Source organism: Lysobacter sp. 5GHs7-4, assembly GCF_021284765.1.
In the GTDB taxonomy this organism is placed as follows: domain Bacteria; phylum Pseudomonadota; class Gammaproteobacteria; order Xanthomonadales; family Xanthomonadaceae; genus Lysobacter.
On sequence record NZ_CP089924.1, the window covers coordinates 1,316,023 to 1,336,002 of the forward strand.

Annotated in this window: 15 protein-coding genes and 1 pseudogene; 12 read left to right on the forward strand and 4 right to left on the reverse strand. The window is 69.9% G+C overall.

Going from position 1 to position 19,980, the window contains the following annotated elements; genetic code table 11:
• Positions 1 to 520 precede the first annotated feature (520 nt).
• Positions 521 to 2,617, reverse strand: coding sequence for an NHL repeat-containing protein (locus LVB77_RS05670; protein ID WP_232909222.1), 2,097 nt, complete (start codon positions 2,615 to 2,617; stop codon positions 521 to 523).
• Positions 2,618 to 5,018: 2,401 nt separating this feature from the next.
• Here LVB77_RS05670 and LVB77_RS05675 point away from each other — a divergent pair.
• The gene (locus LVB77_RS05675; protein WP_232910174.1) at positions 5,019 to 5,330 is read left to right on the forward strand and encodes a zinc ribbon domain-containing protein; all 312 of its coding nucleotides are present in this window, start codon (positions 5,019 to 5,021) and stop codon (positions 5,328 to 5,330) included.
• 85 nt (positions 5,331 to 5,415) lie between these two features.
• Here LVB77_RS05675 and LVB77_RS05680 read toward each other — a convergent pair whose 3' ends face one another.
• Positions 5,416 to 6,327 carry a DUF3011 domain-containing protein gene (locus tag LVB77_RS05680; protein WP_232909223.1) on the reverse strand — a complete coding sequence of 304 codons (912 nt, stop codon included), beginning with the start codon at positions 6,325 to 6,327 and terminating at the stop codon, positions 5,416 to 5,418.
• A gap of 247 nt (positions 6,328 to 6,574) precedes the next feature.
• On the opposite strand from LVB77_RS05680, the gene aspS reads away from it, so the two are divergent.
• Together aspS and LVB77_RS05690 are read left to right on the forward strand one after the other, a co-directional pair.
• Positions 6,575 to 8,341 (forward strand): aspartate--tRNA ligase, encoded by a 1,767-nt coding sequence (aspS, locus tag LVB77_RS05685; RefSeq protein ID WP_232909224.1) that lies wholly within the window; start codon positions 6,575 to 6,577, stop codon positions 8,339 to 8,341.
• Positions 8,342 to 8,692: 351 nt separating this feature from the next.
• On the forward strand, positions 8,693 to 9,226 hold the full coding sequence (locus LVB77_RS05690) for a GNAT family N-acetyltransferase (protein WP_232909225.1): 534 nt from the start codon (positions 8,693 to 8,695) through the stop codon (positions 9,224 to 9,226).
• A 207-nt stretch (positions 9,227 to 9,433) separates the two neighbouring features.
• On the opposite strand, the gene LVB77_RS05695 is transcribed toward LVB77_RS05690, so the two are convergent.
• Both LVB77_RS05695 and LVB77_RS05700 read right to left on the reverse strand, forming a co-directional pair.
• Complete coding sequence (locus tag LVB77_RS05695; protein WP_232909226.1) at positions 9,434 to 10,903, reverse strand: DUF4832 domain-containing protein; 1,470 nt, start codon at positions 10,901 to 10,903, stop codon at positions 9,434 to 9,436.
• A gap of 227 nt (positions 10,904 to 11,130) precedes the next feature.
• The gene (locus LVB77_RS05700) at positions 11,131 to 12,120 is read right to left on the reverse strand and encodes a hypothetical protein (protein ID WP_232909227.1); all 990 of its coding nucleotides are present in this window, start codon (positions 12,118 to 12,120) and stop codon (positions 11,131 to 11,133) included.
• Between the two features lie 297 nt (positions 12,121 to 12,417).
• Here LVB77_RS05700 and LVB77_RS05705 point away from each other — a divergent pair, with 297 nt between their 5' ends.
• From LVB77_RS05705 to tolQ, 9 genes and pseudogenes are all read left to right on the forward strand, one after another.
• Positions 12,418 to 13,053: an alpha/beta hydrolase gene (locus tag LVB77_RS05705; protein WP_232909228.1), complete on the forward strand. Its 636-nt coding sequence runs from the start codon at positions 12,418 to 12,420 to the stop codon at positions 13,051 to 13,053.
• A gap of 93 nt (positions 13,054 to 13,146) precedes the next feature.
• Positions 13,147 to 13,878 carry a YebC/PmpR family DNA-binding transcriptional regulator gene (locus LVB77_RS05710; protein WP_232909229.1) on the forward strand — a complete coding sequence of 244 codons (732 nt, stop codon included), beginning with the start codon at positions 13,147 to 13,149 and terminating at the stop codon, positions 13,876 to 13,878.
• 9 nt (positions 13,879 to 13,887) lie between these two features.
• A complete protein-coding gene (ruvC, locus tag LVB77_RS05715; RefSeq protein ID WP_232909230.1) occupies positions 13,888 to 14,415 on the forward strand; it encodes a crossover junction endodeoxyribonuclease RuvC in 528 nt (175 codons plus the stop codon).
• A 34-nt stretch (positions 14,416 to 14,449) separates the two neighbouring features.
• Positions 14,450 to 15,040, forward strand: coding sequence for a Holliday junction branch migration protein RuvA (ruvA, locus tag LVB77_RS05720; RefSeq protein ID WP_232909231.1), 591 nt, complete (start codon positions 14,450 to 14,452; stop codon positions 15,038 to 15,040).
• Positions 15,041 to 15,176: 136 nt separating this feature from the next.
• A pseudogene (locus LVB77_RS05725) lies at positions 15,177 to 17,021 on the forward strand (potassium transporter Kup); the annotation flags it as partial.
• A gap of 141 nt (positions 17,022 to 17,162) precedes the next feature.
• Entirely contained in the window at positions 17,163 to 17,618 is a 456-nt protein-coding gene (locus LVB77_RS05730; protein ID WP_232909233.1) for a cupin domain-containing protein, read from the forward strand.
• Positions 17,619 to 17,687: 69 nt separating this feature from the next.
• Entirely contained in the window at positions 17,688 to 18,716 is a 1,029-nt protein-coding gene (gene ruvB / locus LVB77_RS05735; protein ID WP_232909234.1) for a Holliday junction branch migration DNA helicase RuvB, read from the forward strand.
• 4 nt (positions 18,717 to 18,720) lie between these two features.
• Positions 18,721 to 19,155 (forward strand): tol-pal system-associated acyl-CoA thioesterase, encoded by a 435-nt coding sequence (gene ybgC / locus LVB77_RS05740; protein WP_232909235.1) that lies wholly within the window; start codon positions 18,721 to 18,723, stop codon positions 19,153 to 19,155.
• A gap of 37 nt (positions 19,156 to 19,192) precedes the next feature.
• The gene (tolQ, locus tag LVB77_RS05745) at positions 19,193 to 19,978 is read left to right on the forward strand and encodes a protein TolQ (RefSeq protein WP_232909236.1); all 786 of its coding nucleotides are present in this window, start codon (positions 19,193 to 19,195) and stop codon (positions 19,976 to 19,978) included.
• Positions 19,979 to 19,980 lie beyond the last annotated feature (2 nt).

A 19,980-nucleotide genomic window follows, 5' to 3' on the forward strand; every position in this document is an offset into this window, starting at 1 on the left:
GGCTTCCGCTTGCTGCGCATGCGGGTCACTTTCCCTTGCTGTTGCCCGTCATCCCCGCGAAGGCGGGGATCCAGTGCCTTTAGCGTCTTCCGGCACGTAAGTCAGGTCCTTCGCCTTTAGCTCCCTCCTTTATCAAAGGAGGGTTGGGGAGGATTTGCTTTGGCTTTGCTTTCGTCTCTTCTGGTCGAATATCAAAGGCTTCCGCCTGCTGCGCATGCGGGTCACTTTCTCTTGCTAGCTCAAGAGAAAGTAACCAAAGAGAAGGGCTAGCGTGACCAAACCTCCCGTACGAGCGCGGAGCTTGCGCCGGGATTTTTCGATAGGACATCCCTGTCCTATCGAAAAACGGCGCGCGTCCTGCGCGCCGCCCTCCGGGTCTACGGTTGGTCGTGTGAGTGCGGGGCTTTTGGATTTGAATGCCGTGGCAACTGCAACTGCAACTGCAACTGCAACTGCAACTGCAACCGCAGCGGCGACAGCCGGGGCAAGGGCAGCTGCTCCGGTCTCGCAGCCTAGGCCCTCACTGCAAACGCACTTCCAAATCGCGCTTTGCCCCCGCCACATTGCCGCTGTAATCCTTGGCGGTGATGCGCAGCGTGTAATCCCCCGGCGGCAGCTCGGTCGGTACCCACAGGCCCGTGGCGAGCTTGCCGTCGCGCGCGGTATTGGTCAGCACGTAGCGGAAGCGGGTGATCGCGTTGCCGTGCACGGTGACGCCGCTGCCGTCGGCGTAGACCACCTTGGTCGCCTCGTCCTCGGACGGCATGCGGTCGAACTGGATGTTGCTGCGCGGCGTTTCGTAGCCCGGCATCGGCGTGCCCGCCGCGTCCAGCCATTGGTAGCCCAGCGCGTACAGGCCTAGCCGGCGCCGCGCCTGGTTGCGGTCGACCTGGTCCCAGGCGTCGACCACGATCTGCACGCCGGGCAGGGCGCGCGATACCAGCACGCGGCCTTGCTCGCGCTGTTCCAGCGGTTGCGCCGCATCGTCCAGCAGCGCGACGCGTTCGATCTGCGGCGCGTGATGGTCGGCATAGCCAAGGAAACCCAGGCCGATCGCGTTGCGCTGGTAGCCGCTGACGCCGACGATCAAATGCACATGGGCCATCGCGTTGATCGTGCCCAAGGCGTCGCCGACGCGGAAGCGCGTGCCGCGCAACACCCGCACGCGGCCCAGCTCGCCGTCCTCGCGCATCACGGTCTGGAAGCGGACCGGGTCCAGCGAATCGCCGCGCGCGTCGCGGCCGACGCGCATGTGGATGTAGCTCAGCGTGTCCAGGCCCATGCCTTCGCCCAACTGCCCCAGGCCCCAGGTCGCGTGCGGGCTGCTGACCTTGGCGTCGGCGATCGCCAGCACGCGCTGGCCGACGTCGCCGGCGATGTCGAGGCCGTCGTGCAGATGATGGCGCGCCTCGCCGTTGCCGTCGCCGCGCACCTCGCCCAGGGTGCCGACCACTTCGTGCCAGGCGTTCTGCGGCGCCAGCGGCCAGCGGCCTTCGCTGCGCGGCAGGGGGTTCATCGGCGACGGGCCGACCGCGCTGGCGACCGGCGCGACGCCGGCCTTGAGCGGCGCCAGCCGGTGCACGCGGTAGCCCAGCGCATCGGCCACGTACAGGCTGTCGTCGGGCGCCAGCACCAGCGCCGACGGCCGCGCGAAACGCTGCCAGGTGCCCGCGCCGTTTATGGTGTGCACGCTGCGGTCCATACCCAGCTGCAGCACGCGGCCGCGCGCCATTTCGCCGATGTAGATCACGCCGTCGTGGGTGACGGCCACGCTCAGCGGACGTCGCAAGGTATCCGGCGGACCCTCGGGCGTGCCTTCGAGCAGGGTGCTGACCGCGCCGTCCAGGCCGATCCGCCGGATCGCGTCGTTGCGCAGGTCGGCGACCAGCACGCGGCCGTGGCGGTCCAGCGCCAGCCCGGTCGGGGTATCGAAACGCGCGAGCGCGCCGGGACCGTCCTGGTAGCCGGGACGGTCGCCGCCGGCCAGCGTGCGCACCTGGCCGTCGTTGCCGATCACGCGGATGCGGTCGTTGTAGGTGTCGGCGATGTAGACCCGCCCCTGCGGGTCTACCGCGATGCCGGTTGGGCCGTTGAAGCGGGCGGTCGCACCCGGACCGTCGAGGTAGCCCGCCTGGCCGTCGCCGGCCAGGGTGCTGACCGCGCCCTGCGGCGTGATCTTGCGGATCGCGTGGTTGCCGGTGTCGGCGACGTAGAGATTGCCGGCCGCGTCCAGGGCCAGTCCGGACGGCGTGTCGAACGCCGCCGCGGCGCCGACGCCGTCGCGGAAGCCTTCGTCGGAACCGGCCAACGTGCTCACGCTGCCGTCGGCGCGGAGGATGCGGATGCGGTTGTTGTCGCCGGCATCGGCGACGTACAAGCTGCCGTCGCGGCCCAGCGCCAGCCCGTAGGGATCGGCGAAGCGCGCCTGCGCGGCGGCGCCGTCGCGCAAGCCCTGCACGCCGTCGCCGGCGCGCAGCTCCACCTGCGCGGCCCAGCCCAGCGGCGTGACTTTGGGCGCGGCCGGTTTCAGCACGATGCTGGGTTCGTAGACGTAGGTGGCGGCCAACGCGGCGACGGTGAGGCCGATCGCCAGGCCGAGCCAGAGATTTCGGGACATGCGGTTCCTGGGTTGCGTCGGCGTGCTTGCGGCCGGCATCTGATGAACGGCAATTCTAGCGGTGACGCGCGCGTAGCCGACCGGTTTGGCGCAGCGATCGGTCTCTCACCGCAAAGTTGGGCGCGAGTACACCACGGCGCATCGCCCCGTCGGGCTCCATGGTTTAAATTGCCGCGCGCGGCGCCCGGAACTGCCGGCGCCACCACAGGGGATGGGCATGAGTCGTAGCAAGGGTTGGGTCGCGGCGATCGCCGCGTTGGCGGTGGTTGCGGCGTTCGCGGCGCCGGTAGTTCGCCAGGCGTTCCAACTAGCGCTGGCCCGCGTCACGGCGCCGCAGATGCAGCCGCAGGCGGCACCGGGCGATCCGGCCGAACCGATCGAGATGCAAGGTTCGCGGCCCAAGCTGACGCCGGTGAGCCTGACGATCGCCGGCGAGATTGTCGGCCTGGCGCCCGGCGCGGCGCCGGATTCGATCCTGATCCGCGTCGGCGGCCGCAGCTTCGCCGGCCAGATCCAGGGCGGCGGCTATGTGGCGACGGTCGATGCCCTGGACCGCGCCGAGATGGTCAGCGTCGAGGTCGCCTCCCAGCGCGTGCGCTATCGCAGCGTGGTCGGCAGCTTCGGCAAACTGATCGCGCACGCCGGCGGCGACCGCCGCGTCGACGCCGCCGAGTTGCAAACCTTGCGCGTGTCGCCCTTGAGCAGCGCGCTGGCCTTCCTGGTGCGCACCGCGCTGCAGGGCCGCGACGCGGTCAGCGACCGGGAGTTCGAGCACGTCAGCCGCAGCCTGTTCCAAGAAGACGTGTTCGAGGCGCGTGCCTTGCTCGCCGGTGCGGCGTCCGGCGCGGCGGTGTTGCCCGAGGGCTATGCGGACGGCCAGCAACTGCTGGAGAACGAAGCCGCTTACAGCGAATGGATCCGCAGTTTCAACGGGCGCTCGGGCAGCGACGAGGCGATGTTCCAGCCGATCGGCCACGCGCCGCTGTCGGCCTTGTCCGAGCTGCCGGCTCAAATGCTGCTGATGGCGACGATCCAGCGCGACAGCTACCCGGTGTTCGCCAACGCGCCGCAGCTGCTGCTGCGCAATACCGATGGCAGCTACCGCTGGTACACGGGCGAGACCGAGGAAGCGCCGGTGAACTATCGCGTGGAACTGGATGCCTCGGGGGATGTGCTGCTGTCGCCGCTGGCGCCGCGCGTGTTCGAGCGCTACGAGGCGGTCGAGCGCGTGCGCTTGAGCCTGGATCGCGTCGTACTGCGGCGCCTGTTCGACGGCGACCGTCACGAATTGTGGGTGGCGCGCGAGCAGTGGAGCCGAACCTCCGTCGACCGCCCGGGAACGACGCTGGCGCCCTATGTCGAGATCCGTCTGTGGTCGGCGTCCGATCTGCAGCAGGTCACGCGCACCCGCGCTTGGACCTCCGCGCCGACCCGGCGCGCCTTGCCCTGGCCTTGCGCCAGGTCGTACGCGTCCTTCAGTAGCCGCCAGCGACTGGAAACCTGCGATTTCGTCCAGCACCGCTTCGACCCGGGCGGCAGCGGCGCGACCCAGGACCACGGCCCCAAGGTCGACCGTTATATGCGGCCCCAGGCCGCCGGCGCGGGCGTCGCTTTCGACTGGACGGTCGAGGGCGATCAACTGCTGGTGCGCACGCCGCTGGCAACGCTGCGCTACTGGAGCATCGACGGCGACGACGACACCGTCGACACCGTGGTCTACCTGGCCATCGGTAACTCCGGCGCCACCGCCGGGCAGACCTGGACCGGCGTGAGCGGGTCGCTGGCGATCGACAGCGTGCCGTTCGAGGCGGCGCAGGCCGTCGGCACCTGGACCCCGGCCTCGGCGCGGACCGCGGCGACCATGTACCCGAACCCGCACTACACGCTGGAAGTCCAGCGCGACGTCGGTGGCGATGCCGAGCAGCGCGAGGACGGCTACGGCAGCGGTCCGCGCAGCGCGACCCTGCGCTGGGAGGCGGTGGATGGCCGGGTCTACGAGACCCTCACCAGCGCCGTGTTCGATCGCAGGGAAGGCCAGCGCAGCGTCCGCGATTGCGCCACGGCGTTCGCGGCCGGGGCGCAGACCTGCGCGCCCTCGCGGGTACGCTACTTCCGGCCGCTCAAGCGGGTCGGCGACGGTCTGTACGGGATCGAAGAGCTGCACTACCAGTTCGAGCAGAAGCCGCCCGGCTACACCGGCCCCTACGATGTCGTCAGCATCGACGTGCGGCCCAACCATTACCGCTGCACCGCCGGCGCTTGCCTGACGCCGCCGGCGCCGCCGACGGCGCGTCTGCCCGCGATCCAGGCGCCTCAACCGCTGGCGACCCCGGCAACGGTTGATTCGTCGGCTAAAATCCCCATGTTTGCCATCGCCCGTCCGAAAACGTCCCGAGTCGCAATGCCCATCTACGCCTTCCAATGCAGCGCCTGCGGGCACAGCTTCGACCGCCTGCAGAAACTGTCCGACGCCGATCCCACCGTCTGCCCGTCCTGCGGCGCCGAGGCGGTCGGCCGTCAGCTGACCGCGCCGCAGTTCCGTCTGGCCGGCGGCGGCTGGTACGAGACCGACTTCAAAAAGGACGGCGACAAGAAGCGCAACCTAGTCGACGGCGGCAGCACGGCCGGCGCGGCCAAGCCCGCCGAAACCAAGGCCGAGCCCGTCAAGAGCGAGCCCAAGCCGGCCGCCAAGCCGGCGGCGTCCTCGGATTGATCGTGGCGCCCGGCGTCGGCCGGGCCTGCGTCGATTTAGGCTTGAAGCGCGACGGGCGCCGTAGCGGCGCCCGGCACGCGGCCCCTCAGTTACCGAATTCGCCGCGGCAGCCGCGGCTGACCCAGATCGCGGTGGCCGAGCTGATGCCCCAGGTATTGCCTTGGGTGCAGGGCTGCTTGGAGATCTGCCGCAGCAGGCGCGGCACGCCGTAGCCCGGCGGCCAGGCGCAGGTGGTGGTGCGGTTGTCCACGCTGGAGCAGGTCACGCGGCGCGCGCCCGGTTGCGGCGGCTGGATCTGGGCGCCGGAAACGAATTCGGCGCGGCAACCCTGGCTGACCCAGACCTGGCCGTTCTGCGACTGCCAGGTCCGTCCCTGCACGCAGGCCGAGCTGGACAGCTGGCGCGACAGCCGGCTCGGCCCGTACCAGGGCACGGCGCAGGTGCGCGGGCGGTTGTCGGTGCTTTCGCAGCGCACGGCCTGGCCCACCGGCGGCATCGGCGGGTTCAGGCCGGGGCCGAATTCGCCACGGCAACCGCCGCTGACGTAGATGTTGCCGTCGCGCGACTGCCAGGTGCTGCCCTCGGTGCAGGGCGTCTTGGACAGCTGCCGGATCAGCCGCGAATAGCCGGGCCAGCCGGCGCGGCAGGTGCGCGGGCGGCCGTCGGTGCTTTCGCAGCGCACGCTGCCGCCGGGCTGCGGGCCGATCCCGCCGCCACCGGCCAGGGACTGGGAAATGTCGGCCTTGATGCGGCTGAAGGTCCAGTTGGAGCGGTTGACCTGGTCGATGTAGAAGCGCAGCTGGTCGTCGGGAATGCGGCGGCCGTTGGACTGTTCGGAGTACTCCAGGCTGATCACGCGGACCTGGTCGTTGTAGTTGAGGCTGCGCAGATTTTCGGGCGCGTAGGCGCGCGACTGGACCTGGGCCTGGACCAGGACGGGCGCGGCCAGCGCCGCCAGACACAACGCCAGCGACAGCGGTTTGAGCAGTTTCAGCATGGCCGGACCCCTAAGCCGATGAAGCGCGCGGCGGACCGGGCCGCGGCCGGTAAGACGGGTGGGACGGACGGAATGGGCGCATTGCGTAGGCCGGAAATCCAGCCGCCGTCCTCGCAGCGGGACAAGTAACCGGCCGGAGCCGTTAAGATAGCGTGTTCCTGGCCCAGGCCCGGACGCGCCGGCCCCGCCCGGCGCCCCCCACCGTGCCGGCCCCGCCGCCGGCCGCCGTTTCGATCCCGGAGTTTCCATGCGTACCCACTTCTGCGGCCTCGTCGATGAGGCGCTGATCGGCCAGACCGTCACCTTGTGCGGCTGGGTCAACACCAACCGCGTCCAGAGCCACGTGGTGTTCACCGATGTGCGCGACCACGAGGGCGTGGTCCAGATCGTGGTCGATTCGGACATGGCCGAGCTGTTCAAGATCGCCAGCGATCTGAGCGTGGAGAGCTGCGTGCGCGTGACCGGCACGGTGCGCGCGCGCCAGGCCGCCAACGACAAGATCCGCAGCGGCAACGTCGAAATCCTGGCCGCGACCATCGAGGTGCTGAACAAGGCCGAGCCGCTGCCGTTCCACGCCCACGAGAACGCCGGCGAGGAAACCCGCCTCACCTATCGTTACCTGGACCTGCGCCGTCCCGAAATGCAGAAGATGATGCGCACGCGCATCCGCCTGGTGCAGTCGCTGCGCCGCTGGCTGGACGCGCGCGGCTTCCAGGACATCGAAACGCCGATCCTGACCAAGGCCACGCCCGAGGGCGCGCGCGACTTCCTGGTGCCGGCGCGCATGCACCCGGGCGAGTTCTACGCGCTGCCGCAGTCGCCGCAGCTGTTCAAGCAGATCCTGATGGTGGCCGGCTTCGACCGCTACTACCAGATCGCGCGCTGCTTCCGCGACGAGGCCCTGCGCGCCGACCGCCAGCTCGAGTTCACCCAGCTCGACATGGAGTTCGCCTGGGTCTCCGAGCGCGACGTGCAGGACACGGTCGAGGACATGATCCGCGTCGTGTTCAAGGAATCCATCGACGTCGAGCTGGACGCGCAGTTCCCGCGCATGACCTACGCCGAGGCGATGCGCCGCTACGGTTCGGACAAGCCGGACCTGCGCATCGACCTGGAGTTCGTCGACATCGCCGAACTGGTCAAGGCCTGCGAGTTCAAGGTGTTCACCGATTGGGCCAACCACGCCGACGGCCGCGTGATCGCGCTGCGCGCGCCGGGTGCCGCGGGCTGGTCGCGCAAGCAGATCGACGAGGCCGGCGCGCACGCGGCCAAGTACGGCGCCAAGGGCCTGGCCTGGATGAAGGTCGAGGACGCGTCCAAGGGCCGCGAGGGCATCAACTCGCCGATCGCCAAGTTCTTCGACGACGCCACGCTGGCGCGGATCGTCGAGGCCGCCGGCGCGCAGAGCGGCGACGCGATCTTCTTCGGCGCCGCCGACACCAAGACCGCCTCCGACTTCATGGGCGCGCTGCGCCTGAAGCTGGGCAAGGACCTGGGCCTGGTCGGCGAAGGCTGGAAGCCGCTGTGGGTCACCGATTTCCCGATGTTCGAGTGGGACGAGGAAGCGCAGCGCTACGTCGCCCTGCATCACCCCTTCACCGCGCCGGCGGTGGACGACATCGCCGACCTGCGCGCCAACGCCAAGACCGCGGTGTCGCGCGGCTACGACATGGTGCTCAACGGCAACGAGATCGGCGGCGGTTCGATCCGCATCCACCGCCCGCAGATGCAGTCGGCGGTGTTCGAGCTGCTGGGCATCGGCGCGGAAGAGGCGCAGGCCAAGTTCGGCTTCCTGCTGGACGCGCTGAAGTACGGCGCGCCGCCGCACGGCGGCATCGCGTTCGGTATCGACCGCATCGCCGCGCTGATGGCCGGCACCGAATCGATCCGCGACGTGATCGCGTTCCCCAAGACCACCAGCGCCCAGTGCCTGATGACCGGCGCACCGTCGCCGATTCCGGACGCGCAACTGGCCGAGGTGCACGTGATGGTGCGGCCGAAGGATCCGGCTTAAGGCCGGGTCCGCGGCGTTCGTCCCAGGGCCGACGAACGCCGCGCACATCCTAGGTCGTGATTCCGGCGCTGGCCGGAACCACGAGGGCGGCCACCTCGGTGATCGCCGAACCCCAGGTTCGTCATTCCGGCGAAAGCCGGAACCCATTGGCTGTTGATGGCGCTAGTTGAAATCGGCGATCCAACACCGGCGCGAGCGAGTTCTGGATTGGGTGGAGTGACAGCCTAAGTCCGGTCGAGCGGCCTGCCGTGGAGCCTGGACGCCCAGAGCAAAGGCAAAATGGGTTCCGGCTTTCGCTGGAATGACGGGCTGACCACGACCCGGGCAAGTCGCCACCTTCGGAGCACACTGATGAGTGAAACCCCGGCTTACGCCATCCGCCGCGCGACCATCGCCGACGCAGCGTTGCTGTCCAACCTGGCCGAGCGCACCTTCGTCGAAACCTTCGGTCACCTCTACCCCGACGCCGACCTGCGCGCCTTCCTGGCCGACGCCTACGCGGTGGACAAGCAGCGCACGATCCTGGGCCATCCGGACTACGCGGTCTGGTTGCTGGAACGCGACGGCACCGCGATCGGTCATGCCGCCGCCGGTCCCTGCGGCCTGCCGCATGCGCAGGTCGCGCCCGGCGATGGCGAACTCAAGCGCCTGTACGTGTTGCGCGAAGCGCAGAACGGGGGCTGGGGCGGGCGCTTGTTCGATACCGCGATGGCCTGGCTGGAACGCGACGGCCCGCGCACGCTGTGGATCGGCGTGTGGTCGGAAAACCACGGCGCGCAGCGCTTCTATGCGCGCCATGGCTTCGTCCATGTCGGCGACTACGAATTCGTGGTCGGCGATACCCGCGACCACGAGTTCATCCTGCGACGCCAGGCGCAGGCTTGAGCGCATCGCCACGCCTTGGGGTAGGAGCGGCGCAAGCCGCGACCGCGATGCGGCGAACGCATCGTAAGTTCGTTCGCCCGCGCACGGCCTCGCTTTCTGTGGGAGCGGCGTAAGCCGCGATTTCTCCACGCGCGAAGACGCTGCGATAGGGGCGCCCAATCGCGGCTTACGCCGCTCCCACAGGAAACAGCCTCTATCGCGCCCGCCTCAGCGCGCCGCCGCCACCACGTCCACCGCGCCCAGCGTCAGCCGCCCCGCGCTGTCGCGGCCGGCGTTCTGCGGTGCGATGCCGCGCCGGCCCGGCCAGCTGTCGGCCAGCGCCAGCTTCAGCGTGTAGCGTCCGGGCGTCAGCGTCGCCGGGACGTTCGCCTGCAGTTCCTGGCTGTTCGCCGCGCCCGGCAGCAGCCCGGTGAGCGGATAGTCCAGCACCGACTTCGCGCGCACCACGCCGCCCGCGTCCAGCCAATGCAGTTCGGCCTGATAGACCTGGTACAGCGGCGCCACCCCGGTGTTCTCGATGCTCAGGCTCAGCGGCATGGCCGTGCCCGCCGTCGCCTGGTCGGCCCAGGCCACGCGCCGCACGGTGAACTCGTAGCCCAGTGCGCGCTTGATGCTCAGCAGTTTGTTGCGAAACGCGGCGGTGCCGGTGTTTTCGTGCTGCCCGGCCGGGCCCAGCCAGGTGAAGTGATAGTCGCGCACCAGCTTGACGATGTCGGCGGTGCGATCGGTCCACAGTTTCTTCTGATCGGCATAGGGGCTTTCGCCGCCGATCGGATTGAGGCGCCAGTTCTCGCGCGCGGCCGGTACTTCGTTGCGGTAACCCCATTCCAGGTTCCACCAGCCGGTGTCGTCGCAGCGCTTGAGCTTGGGCGTATACGCGTTGCACATCGCGGTGAAGGAAGGAAAGAAGTCCTCGCTGAAACCGAACGACGCGCCGCCGACGTCGCTGGCGCGCGCATAGCGCGTGTGCAGCGGCGTCTGCGCGAAGGCGCTGGCGTAGGCGTCGCGCACCAGCGCGCGCGTGGTCGCGTCGGGCTCGTAGCTGGCGCAGCCGGAGGTGTGCCACTCGCCCCAGAAGCCGAGCAGGCCGACGTGGACCGCGGTGATGCGCGGGTCGCCGTCGTAGCGCCGCGCGAACGCGCGCACGAACTGCTGCAGCTGCTCGCGCATCGCCGGGCTGTTGTAGTCCGGCGCCACGCCGGGGCCGTCGCCGCCGCAACTGGTGTAGGCGTGGCCGGCGATGTTGAGCGGGGCCTGGCCGAGGAACTTGGGATAGTCGCGTTCGGGCTGCTCGCTGTCGTAGTAGTAATGGATGTTGTTGCCGACGCTGTCGGGGTAGTCGGCGACCGGGCGCAGCACGAAGGTGGCGTTGGGATCCTCGGCCAGAATGGGCGCGAGGTGGAGCTGTTCGAAGCCGTCCCAGTCGTAGCGCTCGTCGGCGGTTTCGACTTCGCGCCAGGGCAGGTAGATCTGATAGATCGACGCGCCGTAATGGTTGTCGGGCAGGCCGCCGTCGGCGCCGACCGTGGTGCCCCAGAGCAGGAAACCGCGGTGCGGGTTGGACAGGTCGTCGTTGCTTTGCGCGGGCGTGAGCACGCCCGCCTGCGCGGGTGCGAGCGCGAGCAGCGCGGTCAGTGCGGCGGCGAGGGCGGCGGGCAGGGCGGGTCGCAGGTCCATATGGACTCCGTGAGGGTGGGGGCGCGGCGATGGTGGGCGCAGCCGATCGCGGGCGCCCTGGCGCGGCGTCACAATCCTGCGCGGTCCAGGGATGGGACAGTGGTTCCGCTAGCGCGATCACGCTGCGTCTTGGCGGGGCGCGAGCCGCAGACCCGCACATGCGCGAACGCCTCCGCGAGCGGAGGCGTTCCGGATAGCGCGGCGCGGTCAACGCGCCGATGTCGCGCTCAGCCCGGCGCGTCGATGCCGTGCTCGCGCAGCAGCGGCGCGATGTCGAAGCGCCAGACGTTGCGCGAACCGTTGAGCGGATCGTCCAGGCGGCGGGTGAAGGCCTCCAGGTCCTGCGCCGGCTTGGGGAAGCGCGCGGGTGCGGGGCGCATGCTGGTGACCAGCAGCTCGCCGAAATCGCGCCCCAGCGCAGGCGCGTTTTCCAGGTAGGCGCTGTTGACCTCGCCCGGCAGGCGCAGCGGCGTGCCCCAGCCGCCGTCGGCGCTGCGGAACGCGATGTAGATGTCGGCGGCGCCGGCCGAGTCGCCTTCGTCGCCCGCGAACAGCAGGTAGCGCTCCTGCGGGTCGATCGCCGGATCCATGTGGTTGCCCTTCACGCCGATGCCCAGGTCGATGCGCTGCGGCGCGCCGTACCCCTGGCCGTCGGGTTTGGCCACGTAGATCTGGTAGGCGGCGCCGGAGTCCTCGCGGTGCGCGGAGAAATACAGATTGCCGTTGGCGGCGACCGAGGGGTTGTAGACCATCGGCACGCGGTTGACCTCGCCTTCGATGCGCACCGGCGCGCCCCAGCCGGCGCCCTGGCGCTCGACGTACCACAGGTTGGCGCCGGGGAAGCTCTGTCGGCCGCGCGTTGCGACCAGGCCCTCGCCGCCGGCGACGGCGGGACGGTTGGAGACGAAATACAGGCGCTTGCCGTCGGGCGAGACGTGCGGTTCGGAGTCTTTCCACACGCCCGAGAACGGCGCTATGCGCACGTTGCGGTAGCGCGCGCCGTCGCGCTGCGCGACCAGGATCGCGCTGTCGCCGGACACCAGGTCGCCGCGCATGAAGTACAGCTCGCGCCGGTCCGGCGTGAGGCTGGCGCTGGTTTCGTTGTGGGCGGTGGAGATCACGCCCGGCGCCAGCAGTTCGGCGGCGCGTGCGGCGGGCGGGTGCAGCGCGAGCCACGCGCTGAGGCAGACGGCGACGGCGGGGTGCGGGCGGGCCATGGAGCGCTCCTGCGGGGCGATGGAGCGCGAGTGTGGGCGATCGCGGCGAGGGCGCCCGGTGCTGGAAGTCACCGCGACCGATGGCGCCTGAGCGGGAATGGCTACGGCGACCACGCCCGCCCGTAGGATGCGGTGAGCGCAGCGAACCGCATCGTCCCCCCAACGCGACAGACGATGACGCGATTGCGGCCGCAAGCCATGTCGCTGCCTCAAGCCGCCCCTGGCGACGCCCACCGCCGCGCTTGCGTAGGATCGGCCAGGCCCGATATCGGACCCAGGACAGACCCGCGCAGGCCCATGGACGCCCGAACCGCCGACAGCGACACCCGCAAGCTGCTGCTGATCCACGGCATCTGGATGCCGGCGCTGTCGATGCGCTGGATGAGCGCGCGCCTGGCCGAAGCCGGCTTCGAGCCCAGCCTGTACGCCTACGCCGGCGCGATCGGCGGGCCGGACGCAGCCGTGCCCGGCCTGGTCGAACGCCTGGCCGCCGGCCCCACCCACGTGCTGGCCCACAGCCTGGGCGGCCTGATCACGCTCAGCGCGCTGGCCGCCCACCCCGACCTGCCGGTGCCGCGCGTGGTCTGCCTGGGCTCGCCCCTGCGCGGCAGCGCCGCCGCTGGCGGCCTGGCGCGCCACGCCTGGACCGCCGCCGCGCTGGGCCGCAGCGCCGACCTGCTGCTGCACGGCTGCCCGCCCTGGTGCGGCCGGACCCAGGTGGCGGTGATCGCCGGCTCCACCCCGCACGGCCTGGGGCGTTATTTCGGCGACCTGGGCACCGACAGCGACGGCACCGTGGCGGTGGCCGAGACCCGCCTGGACGGCCTGCGCGACCACGCCGTGATCGCCGCCAGCCATACCGGCCTGCTGTTTTCGGCGCAGGCCGCGCGCATGGCCACGGCCTTTTTCCGCCACGGCCGCCTGGGCGATTGAGGCCGGCCGGCCCGGCGACGGCCGGCCGAACCCGGCAGGCACGCACTATCGAGTAAAATCGCCGGCTTGTTCACAGATTGAGCCGGTAACGCCATGGGTAGAGGTCCGTCGATCGAAGCGCGCAAGAACGCCGAGGACGCGCGTCGCGGCAAGATCTTCACCAAGATCATCCGCGAGATCAGCGTGGCCGCGCGCCGCGGCGGCGGCGATCCGGGCGGCAACCCCGGCCTGCGCACCGCGATCGACAAGGGCCTGTCGGCCAACATGTCCAAGGACGTGATCGAACGCGCGATCAAGAAGGCCACCGGCGCCCTGGAAGGGGTGGAGTACGAAGAAGTCCGTTACGAGGGCTATGCCCCGGGCGGCGTGGCGGTGATCGTCGACTGCCTGACCGACAACCGTGTGCGCACCGTCGCCGACGTGCGTCATGCCTTCGGCAAGTTCGGCGGCAACCTGGGCACCGACGGTTCGGTCGCGTTTCTGTTCCAAAAGCGCGGCGTGCTGTGGTTTCCGGGCGGTTCCGACGAGGACGCGGTCACCGAAGCGGCGATCGAGGCCGGCGCCGACGATGTCGTGGTCTATCCGGACGACGGCTCGATCGACGTGCTGACCGCGCCGGACGCGTTCGCCGCGGTGAAGGCGGCGATGGAAGCCGCCGGCCTGGCGCCGGAGCAGGCCGAGGTCACCTACCGCGCCGAGAACGACATCGCCGTCAGCGGCGAAACCGCCCAGCAGGTGGTCAAGATGCTGGCCTGGCTCGAAGACCTGGATGATGTCCAGAACGTCTACTCCAACGCCGAACTCGGCGCCGACGCCTACGCGTAGACTGGCCGCGTGATCCGCATCCTCGGCATCGACCCCGGTTCGCAGCGGACCGGCCTGGGCGTCATCGACGTCGCGGCCGACGGCCGCTGCACCTACGTGCACGCGCAGGCGCTGAAGTTGCTGGACGCCGAGGACTTCCCGTCGCGCCTGGGCCTGCTGTGCGAGGGGCTGGAGCAGGCGCTGGACGCCTGGCAGCCGCAGCAGGTCGCGATCGAAACGGTGTTCATGGACAAGTCCGCGACCTCGGCGCTGAAGCTGGGGCACGCGCGCGGCGCCGCCCTGGCGACCGTGGTGCGCCGGCGCATTCCGATCAGCGAGTACCCGCCGCGGGTGATCAAGCAGTCCCTGGTCGGCCGCGGCGCCGCCGACAAGCAGCAGGTGCAGCACATGGTGCGTCTGCTGCTGAACCTGTCGGAAATGAAGCTGCAGGCCGACGCCGCCGACGCCCTTGCGGTGGCGCTGACGCATGCGCATATGAGTGCGACCAGCGCGCGCACCGGTTTGAGCACCGCGCAGCTGCGCAGGCGCGGCTCGTGAGCGCGCCGTTACGTCATCCCTGGGGAGTGTGCCCGTGATCGGTCGTCTCAAAGGCATCCTGGTGCACAAGGCGCCGCCGTGGCTGGTGGTCGACGTCAACGGCGTCGGCTACGAGCTGGAAGCGCCGATGAGCACCTTCTACGACCTGCCCGAACTGGGCCGCGAGGTCGCGCTGTTCACCCACTACGCGCAGAAGGAGGACAGCGTCTCGCTGTACGGCTTCCTGCGCGAGACCGAACGCCGCCTGTTCCGCGACGTGCAGAAGGTCAGCGGCATCGGCGCCAAGATCGCCCTGGCGGTGCTGTCGGGCGTGCCGGTGGAGGAGTTCGCGCGCCTGGTCCAGGCCGGCGACGTGACCGCGCTGACCCGCATCCCCGGGATCGGCAAGAAGACCGCCGAGCGCATGGTGGTCGAGCTGCGCGACCGTGCCGCCGACTTCGCCGGCGCCGGCACCGCGCTGGGCACCGGCGGCGTGCCCGCCGACCCGCAGACCGAGGCCACCGTGGCCTTGCAGCAACTGGGCTACAAGCCCGCCGAGGCCGCGCGCATGGCGCGCGAAGCCACCGCCGCCGGCGACGACGCCGCCGCCATCATCCGCAAAGCGCTAAAGTCCGCGCTTCGCTGAGCCCAGCGGCGGCCGACCCGCCCGGAGCACACGCACCATGGCTTCCACCGTTCCTTCCGCCAATGCGCAGCCGCGCAAGAAGTCCCATGACGCCCAGGGCCACGGTCACGGCCATGGCAACAAGGGCCTGCCCGGACTGGTCGTGGGCGCGATCGGCGTGGTCTTCGGCGATATCGGCACCAGCCCGCTATACACCCTGAAGGAAGCGTTCTCGCCGCACTTCGGCCTGGTCGGCAATCACGACACCGTGCTGGGCATCCTGTCGCTGGTGTTCTGGGCGCTGATGATCGTGGTCACCCTGAAGTACGTGACCATCATCATGCGCGCCGACAACGAGGGCGAGGGCGGCATCATGGCGCTGATGACCCTGGCCCAGCGCACCCTGGCCAAGGGCGGGCGCTCGGCGTACGTGGTCGGCATCCTGGGCATCTTCGGCGCCTCGCTGTTCTTCGGCGACAGCGTGATCACCCCGGCGATCTCGGTGCTGGGCGCGGTCGAGGGCCTGGAGGTCGCCGCGCCCGGCCTGCACCGCTTCATCGTGCCGATCACCGTGGTGATCCTGGTGATGGTGTTCCTGGCCCAGCGCTTCGGCACCGAAAAGGTCGGCCGCGTGTTCGGCCCGATCACGGTGCTGTGGTTCCTGGCGCTGGCCGCGATCGGCATCCACAACATCATCGACGCGCCGGAAGTGCTGAAGGCGCTGAACCCGATGTGGGGCGCGCGCTTCTTCATGGAACACGGCGCCCACTCGGTGCTGATCCTGGGCGTGGTGGTGCTGGCGGTGACCGGCGGCGAGGCGCTGTACGCCGACATGGGCCATTTCGGCGCCAAGCCCATCCGCTACGGCTGGTACATCATGGTGCTGCCCTGCCTGATGCTGAACTACCTGGGTCAGGGCGCGTTCGTGCTCGACCACCCGGCGGCGGTGCGCAACCCCTTCTACGAAGCGGTGCCCTCGTGGGCGCTGTACCCGATGATCGTGCTGGCGACGATGGCGGCGGTGATCGCCTCGCAGGCGGTGATCACCGGCGCCTATTCGGTCGCGCGTCAGGCCATGCAGCTGGGCTACATCCCGCGCATGCAGATCAAGCACACCTCGCACGACACCATCGGCCAGATCTACGTGCCCTACATCAACTGGATCCTGGCGATCGCGGTGATCACGGTGGTGCTGGCCTTCCGCAGCTCGACCGCGCTGGCCACCGCCTACGGCATTTCGGTGTCGGCGACCATGCTGATCGACACCCTGCTGCTGGCCCTGGTCGCGCGCGCGCTGTGGCCGCGCTGGCGCACCTGGGTGCTGCCGCTGTGCGTGGTGTTCTTCATCGTCGACGTCGGCTTCGTGATCGCCAACGGCGCCAAGTTCTTCGACGGCGCCTGGTTCCCGGTGGTGTTGGGCCTGACCGTGTTCACGGTGATGCGCACCTGGCGCCGCGGCCGCGAGCTGCTGCACGAGGAAGTGCGCAAGGAAGGCATCCAGCTCGACAGCTTCCTGCCCGGCCTGATGCTGGCGCCGCCGGTGCGCGTGCCCGGCACCGCGGTGTTCATGACCGCCGACAAGGGCGTGGTGCCGCACGCGCTGCTGCACAACCTCAAGCACAACAAGGTGCTGCACGAGCGCAACGTGTTCCTGACCGTGGAAACCTTGAACGTGCCGCACGCGCCGCGCGACAAGCGCTTGAAGATCGAGGCCATCGGTGACGATTTCTACCGCGTGCTGATCCGCTTCGGCTTCATGGAAGTGCCCGACGTGCCGCTGGCGCTGATGCGCTCCTGCGACGCCGGCGGCATCTATTTCGACCCGATGGACACCACCTATTTCGCCAGCCGCGAGACCGTGGTGGCCAGCCGCCACCGCGGCATGCCGATCTGGCGCGACCGCCTGTTCGCCTTCATGCACCGCAACGCGGCGCCGGCGACGGGCTTCTTCCGCATTCCGGGCAATCGCCTGGTCGAGCTGGGCGCGCAGGTCGAGATCTGATCGAGCGCGCGCCGGTCGCGCAAGCGCATCGCAGCAACGCTGCGGTGCGCGTGGCGAGACGGGAATGATCGTTCCGCGCAACGCGTTGTGGCGGCTGCGGCGGCTGCCTAGCCTCGGCGGACATCACCCCGAGCGCGAACCATGTCCCGCCCCCAAGTCCACGTAATCCAGGAACGAGCCGCCGAAACCATCGACGGCAACGGCAGCCGCTTGTGGCTGCTCGCCGACGCCAGCGACTGTTGCGGCGCATTGGGCGCCAACCGGCTGCGACTGGAAGCCGGCGCGGCCGGCGCCAAGCCGCACTACCACGCCCGCTCCAGCGAGGCCTTCTACGTGATCGAAGGCCGCCTGAGCATGGTCGTGGACGGCGAGCCGCTGACCGTGGACCAGGGCGGTTACGTGGTGATCCCGCCCGGCGTCGCGCACTCCTTCGGCGCGACCGCCGACGCGGTGGCCGACGTGCTGATCACGCTGACCCCCGGGGTCGAGCGTTTCGACTACTTCCGCCTGCTGCCGAAGATCCTGCGCGGCGAAGCCGACCCCGGCGCCCTGGACGAGGTGCCGGAGCGCTACGACGTGCATTTCGTCGACGCCTGAGGCCCTCCCGGCGCCGATCCGTGCGCTGCGCCGTGGGCGGGTCGCACCCGCCCATGCGAACATAGGCGCATGACCGAGAACCGCATCATCGCCCCCGGCGCCACCCGCGAGGACGAGGCCCTGGAGGCTTCGATCCGGCCCAAGCGCCTGGACGAGTACCTGGGCCAGCAGCCGGTCCGCGAGCAGCTCAAGATCTACATCGAGGCCGCCAAGGGCCGCGGCGAGGCGCTGGACCACGTCCTGATCTTCGGGCCGCCCGGCCTGGGCAAGACCACGCTGAGTCACGTGATCGCCAACGAGCTGGGCGTGAACCTGCGCCAGACCTCGGGCCCGGTGATCGAGAAGGCCGGCGACCTGGCCGCGCTGCTGACCAACCTGCAGCCGCACGACGTGCTGTTCGTCGACGAAATCCACCGCCTCTCGCCCGTGGTCGAGGAAGTGCTGTACCCGGCGATGGAGGACTACCAGATCGACATCATGATCGGCGAGGGTCCGGCCGCGCGCTCGATCAAGCTCGACCTGCCGCCGTTCACCCTGATCGGCGCGACCACCCGCGCCGGCCTGCTGACCGCGCCGCTGCGCGACCGCTTCGGCATCGTCCAGCGCCTGGAGTTCTACAGCGCTGAGGAGCTGACCCGGATCGTGCGCCGCTCGGCGCAGATCCTGGGCATCGATTGCGAACCCGAGGGCGCGGCCGAGATCGCCAAGCGCTCGCGCGGCACCCCGCGCATCGCCAACCGCCTGCTGCGTCGTGTGCGCGACTACGCCCAGGTGCGCGCGGGCGGCCGCATCGACCGCGACACCGCCGACGCCGCCATGGCCATGCTCAAGGTCGACCCGCAGGGCTTCGACGAGCTCGACCGGCGCCTGCTGACCACCATCGTCGAGTCCTTCGACGGCGGCCCGGTCGGGGTCGAGTCGCTGGCCGCCGCGCTCAGCGAGGAACGCGGCACGCTCGAGGACGTGATCGAGCCCTACCTGATCCAGCAGGGCTATCTGGTCCGCAGCGCGCGCGGCCGCATGGCCACGCCCAAGGCCTACCGGCACATCGGCCTGAAGCCCAAAGCCAATGCCAGCGGGCTATTCGACGAGGGTTGAACGAGTGATTGCTCCGGCGTTCAGTTGGCCGACACGCGTCTATTGGGAAGATACCGACGCCGGTGGCGTGGTCTACCACGCGCAATACCTGGCGTTCCTGGAGCGCGCGCGCAGCGAATGGGTGCGCGCGCAGGGTTACGGCCAGGAGCGGTTGCGGCAGGAGTTCGAGCTGGTGTTCGCGGTCCGCGCGATGCAGATCGACTTCCTCAAGCCCGCGCGCCTGGACGACGCCCTGTCGGTGTCGGCGCAGTTGCGCGAGTGCCGTCGCGCCAGCCTGGTGTTCGCGCAGGCCATCCACCGCGGCGAGGAGCGTTTGTTCACGGCGACGGTGCGATTGGCCGCGCTGGACCCGCGCGACTTCCGCCCGCGCCCGATTCCGGCGGCGCTGTACGAGCCGCTGCAAGCGCTGGTGACCCCGGCGCCGCAAGAACCAACGTAACCATCAGGCCCGTGCTGCGGGCTACGGAGAAACAAGCATGACGTCATCGTTGATCGCGCTACTGGCCACGACCGTGGAAGCCCTGCCGGAACAGGCCGCCAGCGCGGCCACGCAGGCCGCGGCCACCGCCGCCGCGGCCGGCGGCGACTTCAGTCTGCTGGCCCTGCTGCGCGACGCCAGTCTGCCGGTGCAGTTCATCATGGCGCTGCTGGTGCTGGCCTCGATCACGTCCTGGATCATCATCTTCCGCAAGTGGAAGGTGATCCGCCGCGCCAAGAACGAAGCCGACCATTTCGAGGAACGCTTCTGGTCCGGCGCCGAGCTGAGCAAGCTCTACGCCGGCACTACCGAGCGCGGCCGCGGCGTCGGCGGACTGGAGGCGATCTTCGAGGCCGGTTTCCGCGAGTTCAACCGCATCCGCCAGCGCCGCGGCGTCGACGCGCGCGCCCAGCTCGAAGGCGCCCAGCGCGCGATGCGCGCGACCGGTTCGCGCGAGCTGGACGGCCTGGAGCACAACCTGGAACTGCTGGCCAACATCGGTTCGACCTCGCCCTACATCGGCCTGGTCGGCACCGTGTTCGGCATCATGGTCACCATGCACTCGCTGATCTCGACCACCAAGCAGGTCGGCATCGCCGACGTCGCGCCGGGCATTTCCGAGGCGCTGCTGGCGACCGCGATGGGCCTGTTCGTGGCGATCCCGGCGGTCTGGGCCTACAACCGCTTCGCCACCGGCGTGGAGCGTTTGTCGGTGCGCTACGACGCGTTCTCCGAGGAGTTCTCCTCGATCCTGCAACGGCAGGCCCACCTCGACGAAGGCTGATG

Coding starts and splice junctions, on each gene's coding strand:
- LVB77_RS05670 (WP_232909222.1), bottom strand. CDS start 2,617: ATGTCCCGAAATCTCTGGCTCGGCCTGGCGATCGGCCTCACCGTCGCC.
- LVB77_RS05675 (WP_232910174.1), top strand. CDS start 5,019: ATGCCCATCTACGCCTTCCAATGCAGCGCCTGCGGGCACAGCTTCGAC.
- LVB77_RS05680 (WP_232909223.1), bottom strand. CDS start 6,327: ATGCTGAAACTGCTCAAACCGCTGTCGCTGGCGTTGTGTCTGGCGGCG.
- aspS (WP_232909224.1), top strand. CDS start 6,575: ATGCGTACCCACTTCTGCGGCCTCGTCGATGAGGCGCTGATCGGCCAG.
- LVB77_RS05690 (WP_232909225.1), top strand. CDS start 8,693: ATGAGTGAAACCCCGGCTTACGCCATCCGCCGCGCGACCATCGCCGAC.
- LVB77_RS05695 (WP_232909226.1), bottom strand. CDS start 10,903: ATGGACCTGCGACCCGCCCTGCCCGCCGCCCTCGCCGCCGCACTGACC.
- LVB77_RS05700 (WP_232909227.1), bottom strand. CDS start 12,120: ATGGCCCGCCCGCACCCCGCCGTCGCCGTCTGCCTCAGCGCGTGGCTC.
- LVB77_RS05705 (WP_232909228.1), top strand. CDS start 12,418: ATGGACGCCCGAACCGCCGACAGCGACACCCGCAAGCTGCTGCTGATC.
- LVB77_RS05710 (WP_232909229.1), top strand. CDS start 13,147: ATGGGTAGAGGTCCGTCGATCGAAGCGCGCAAGAACGCCGAGGACGCG.
- LVB77_RS05730 (WP_232909233.1), top strand. CDS start 17,163: ATGTCCCGCCCCCAAGTCCACGTAATCCAGGAACGAGCCGCCGAAACC.
- ruvB (WP_232909234.1), top strand. CDS start 17,688: ATGACCGAGAACCGCATCATCGCCCCCGGCGCCACCCGCGAGGACGAG.
- tolQ (WP_232909236.1), top strand. CDS start 19,193: ATGACGTCATCGTTGATCGCGCTACTGGCCACGACCGTGGAAGCCCTG.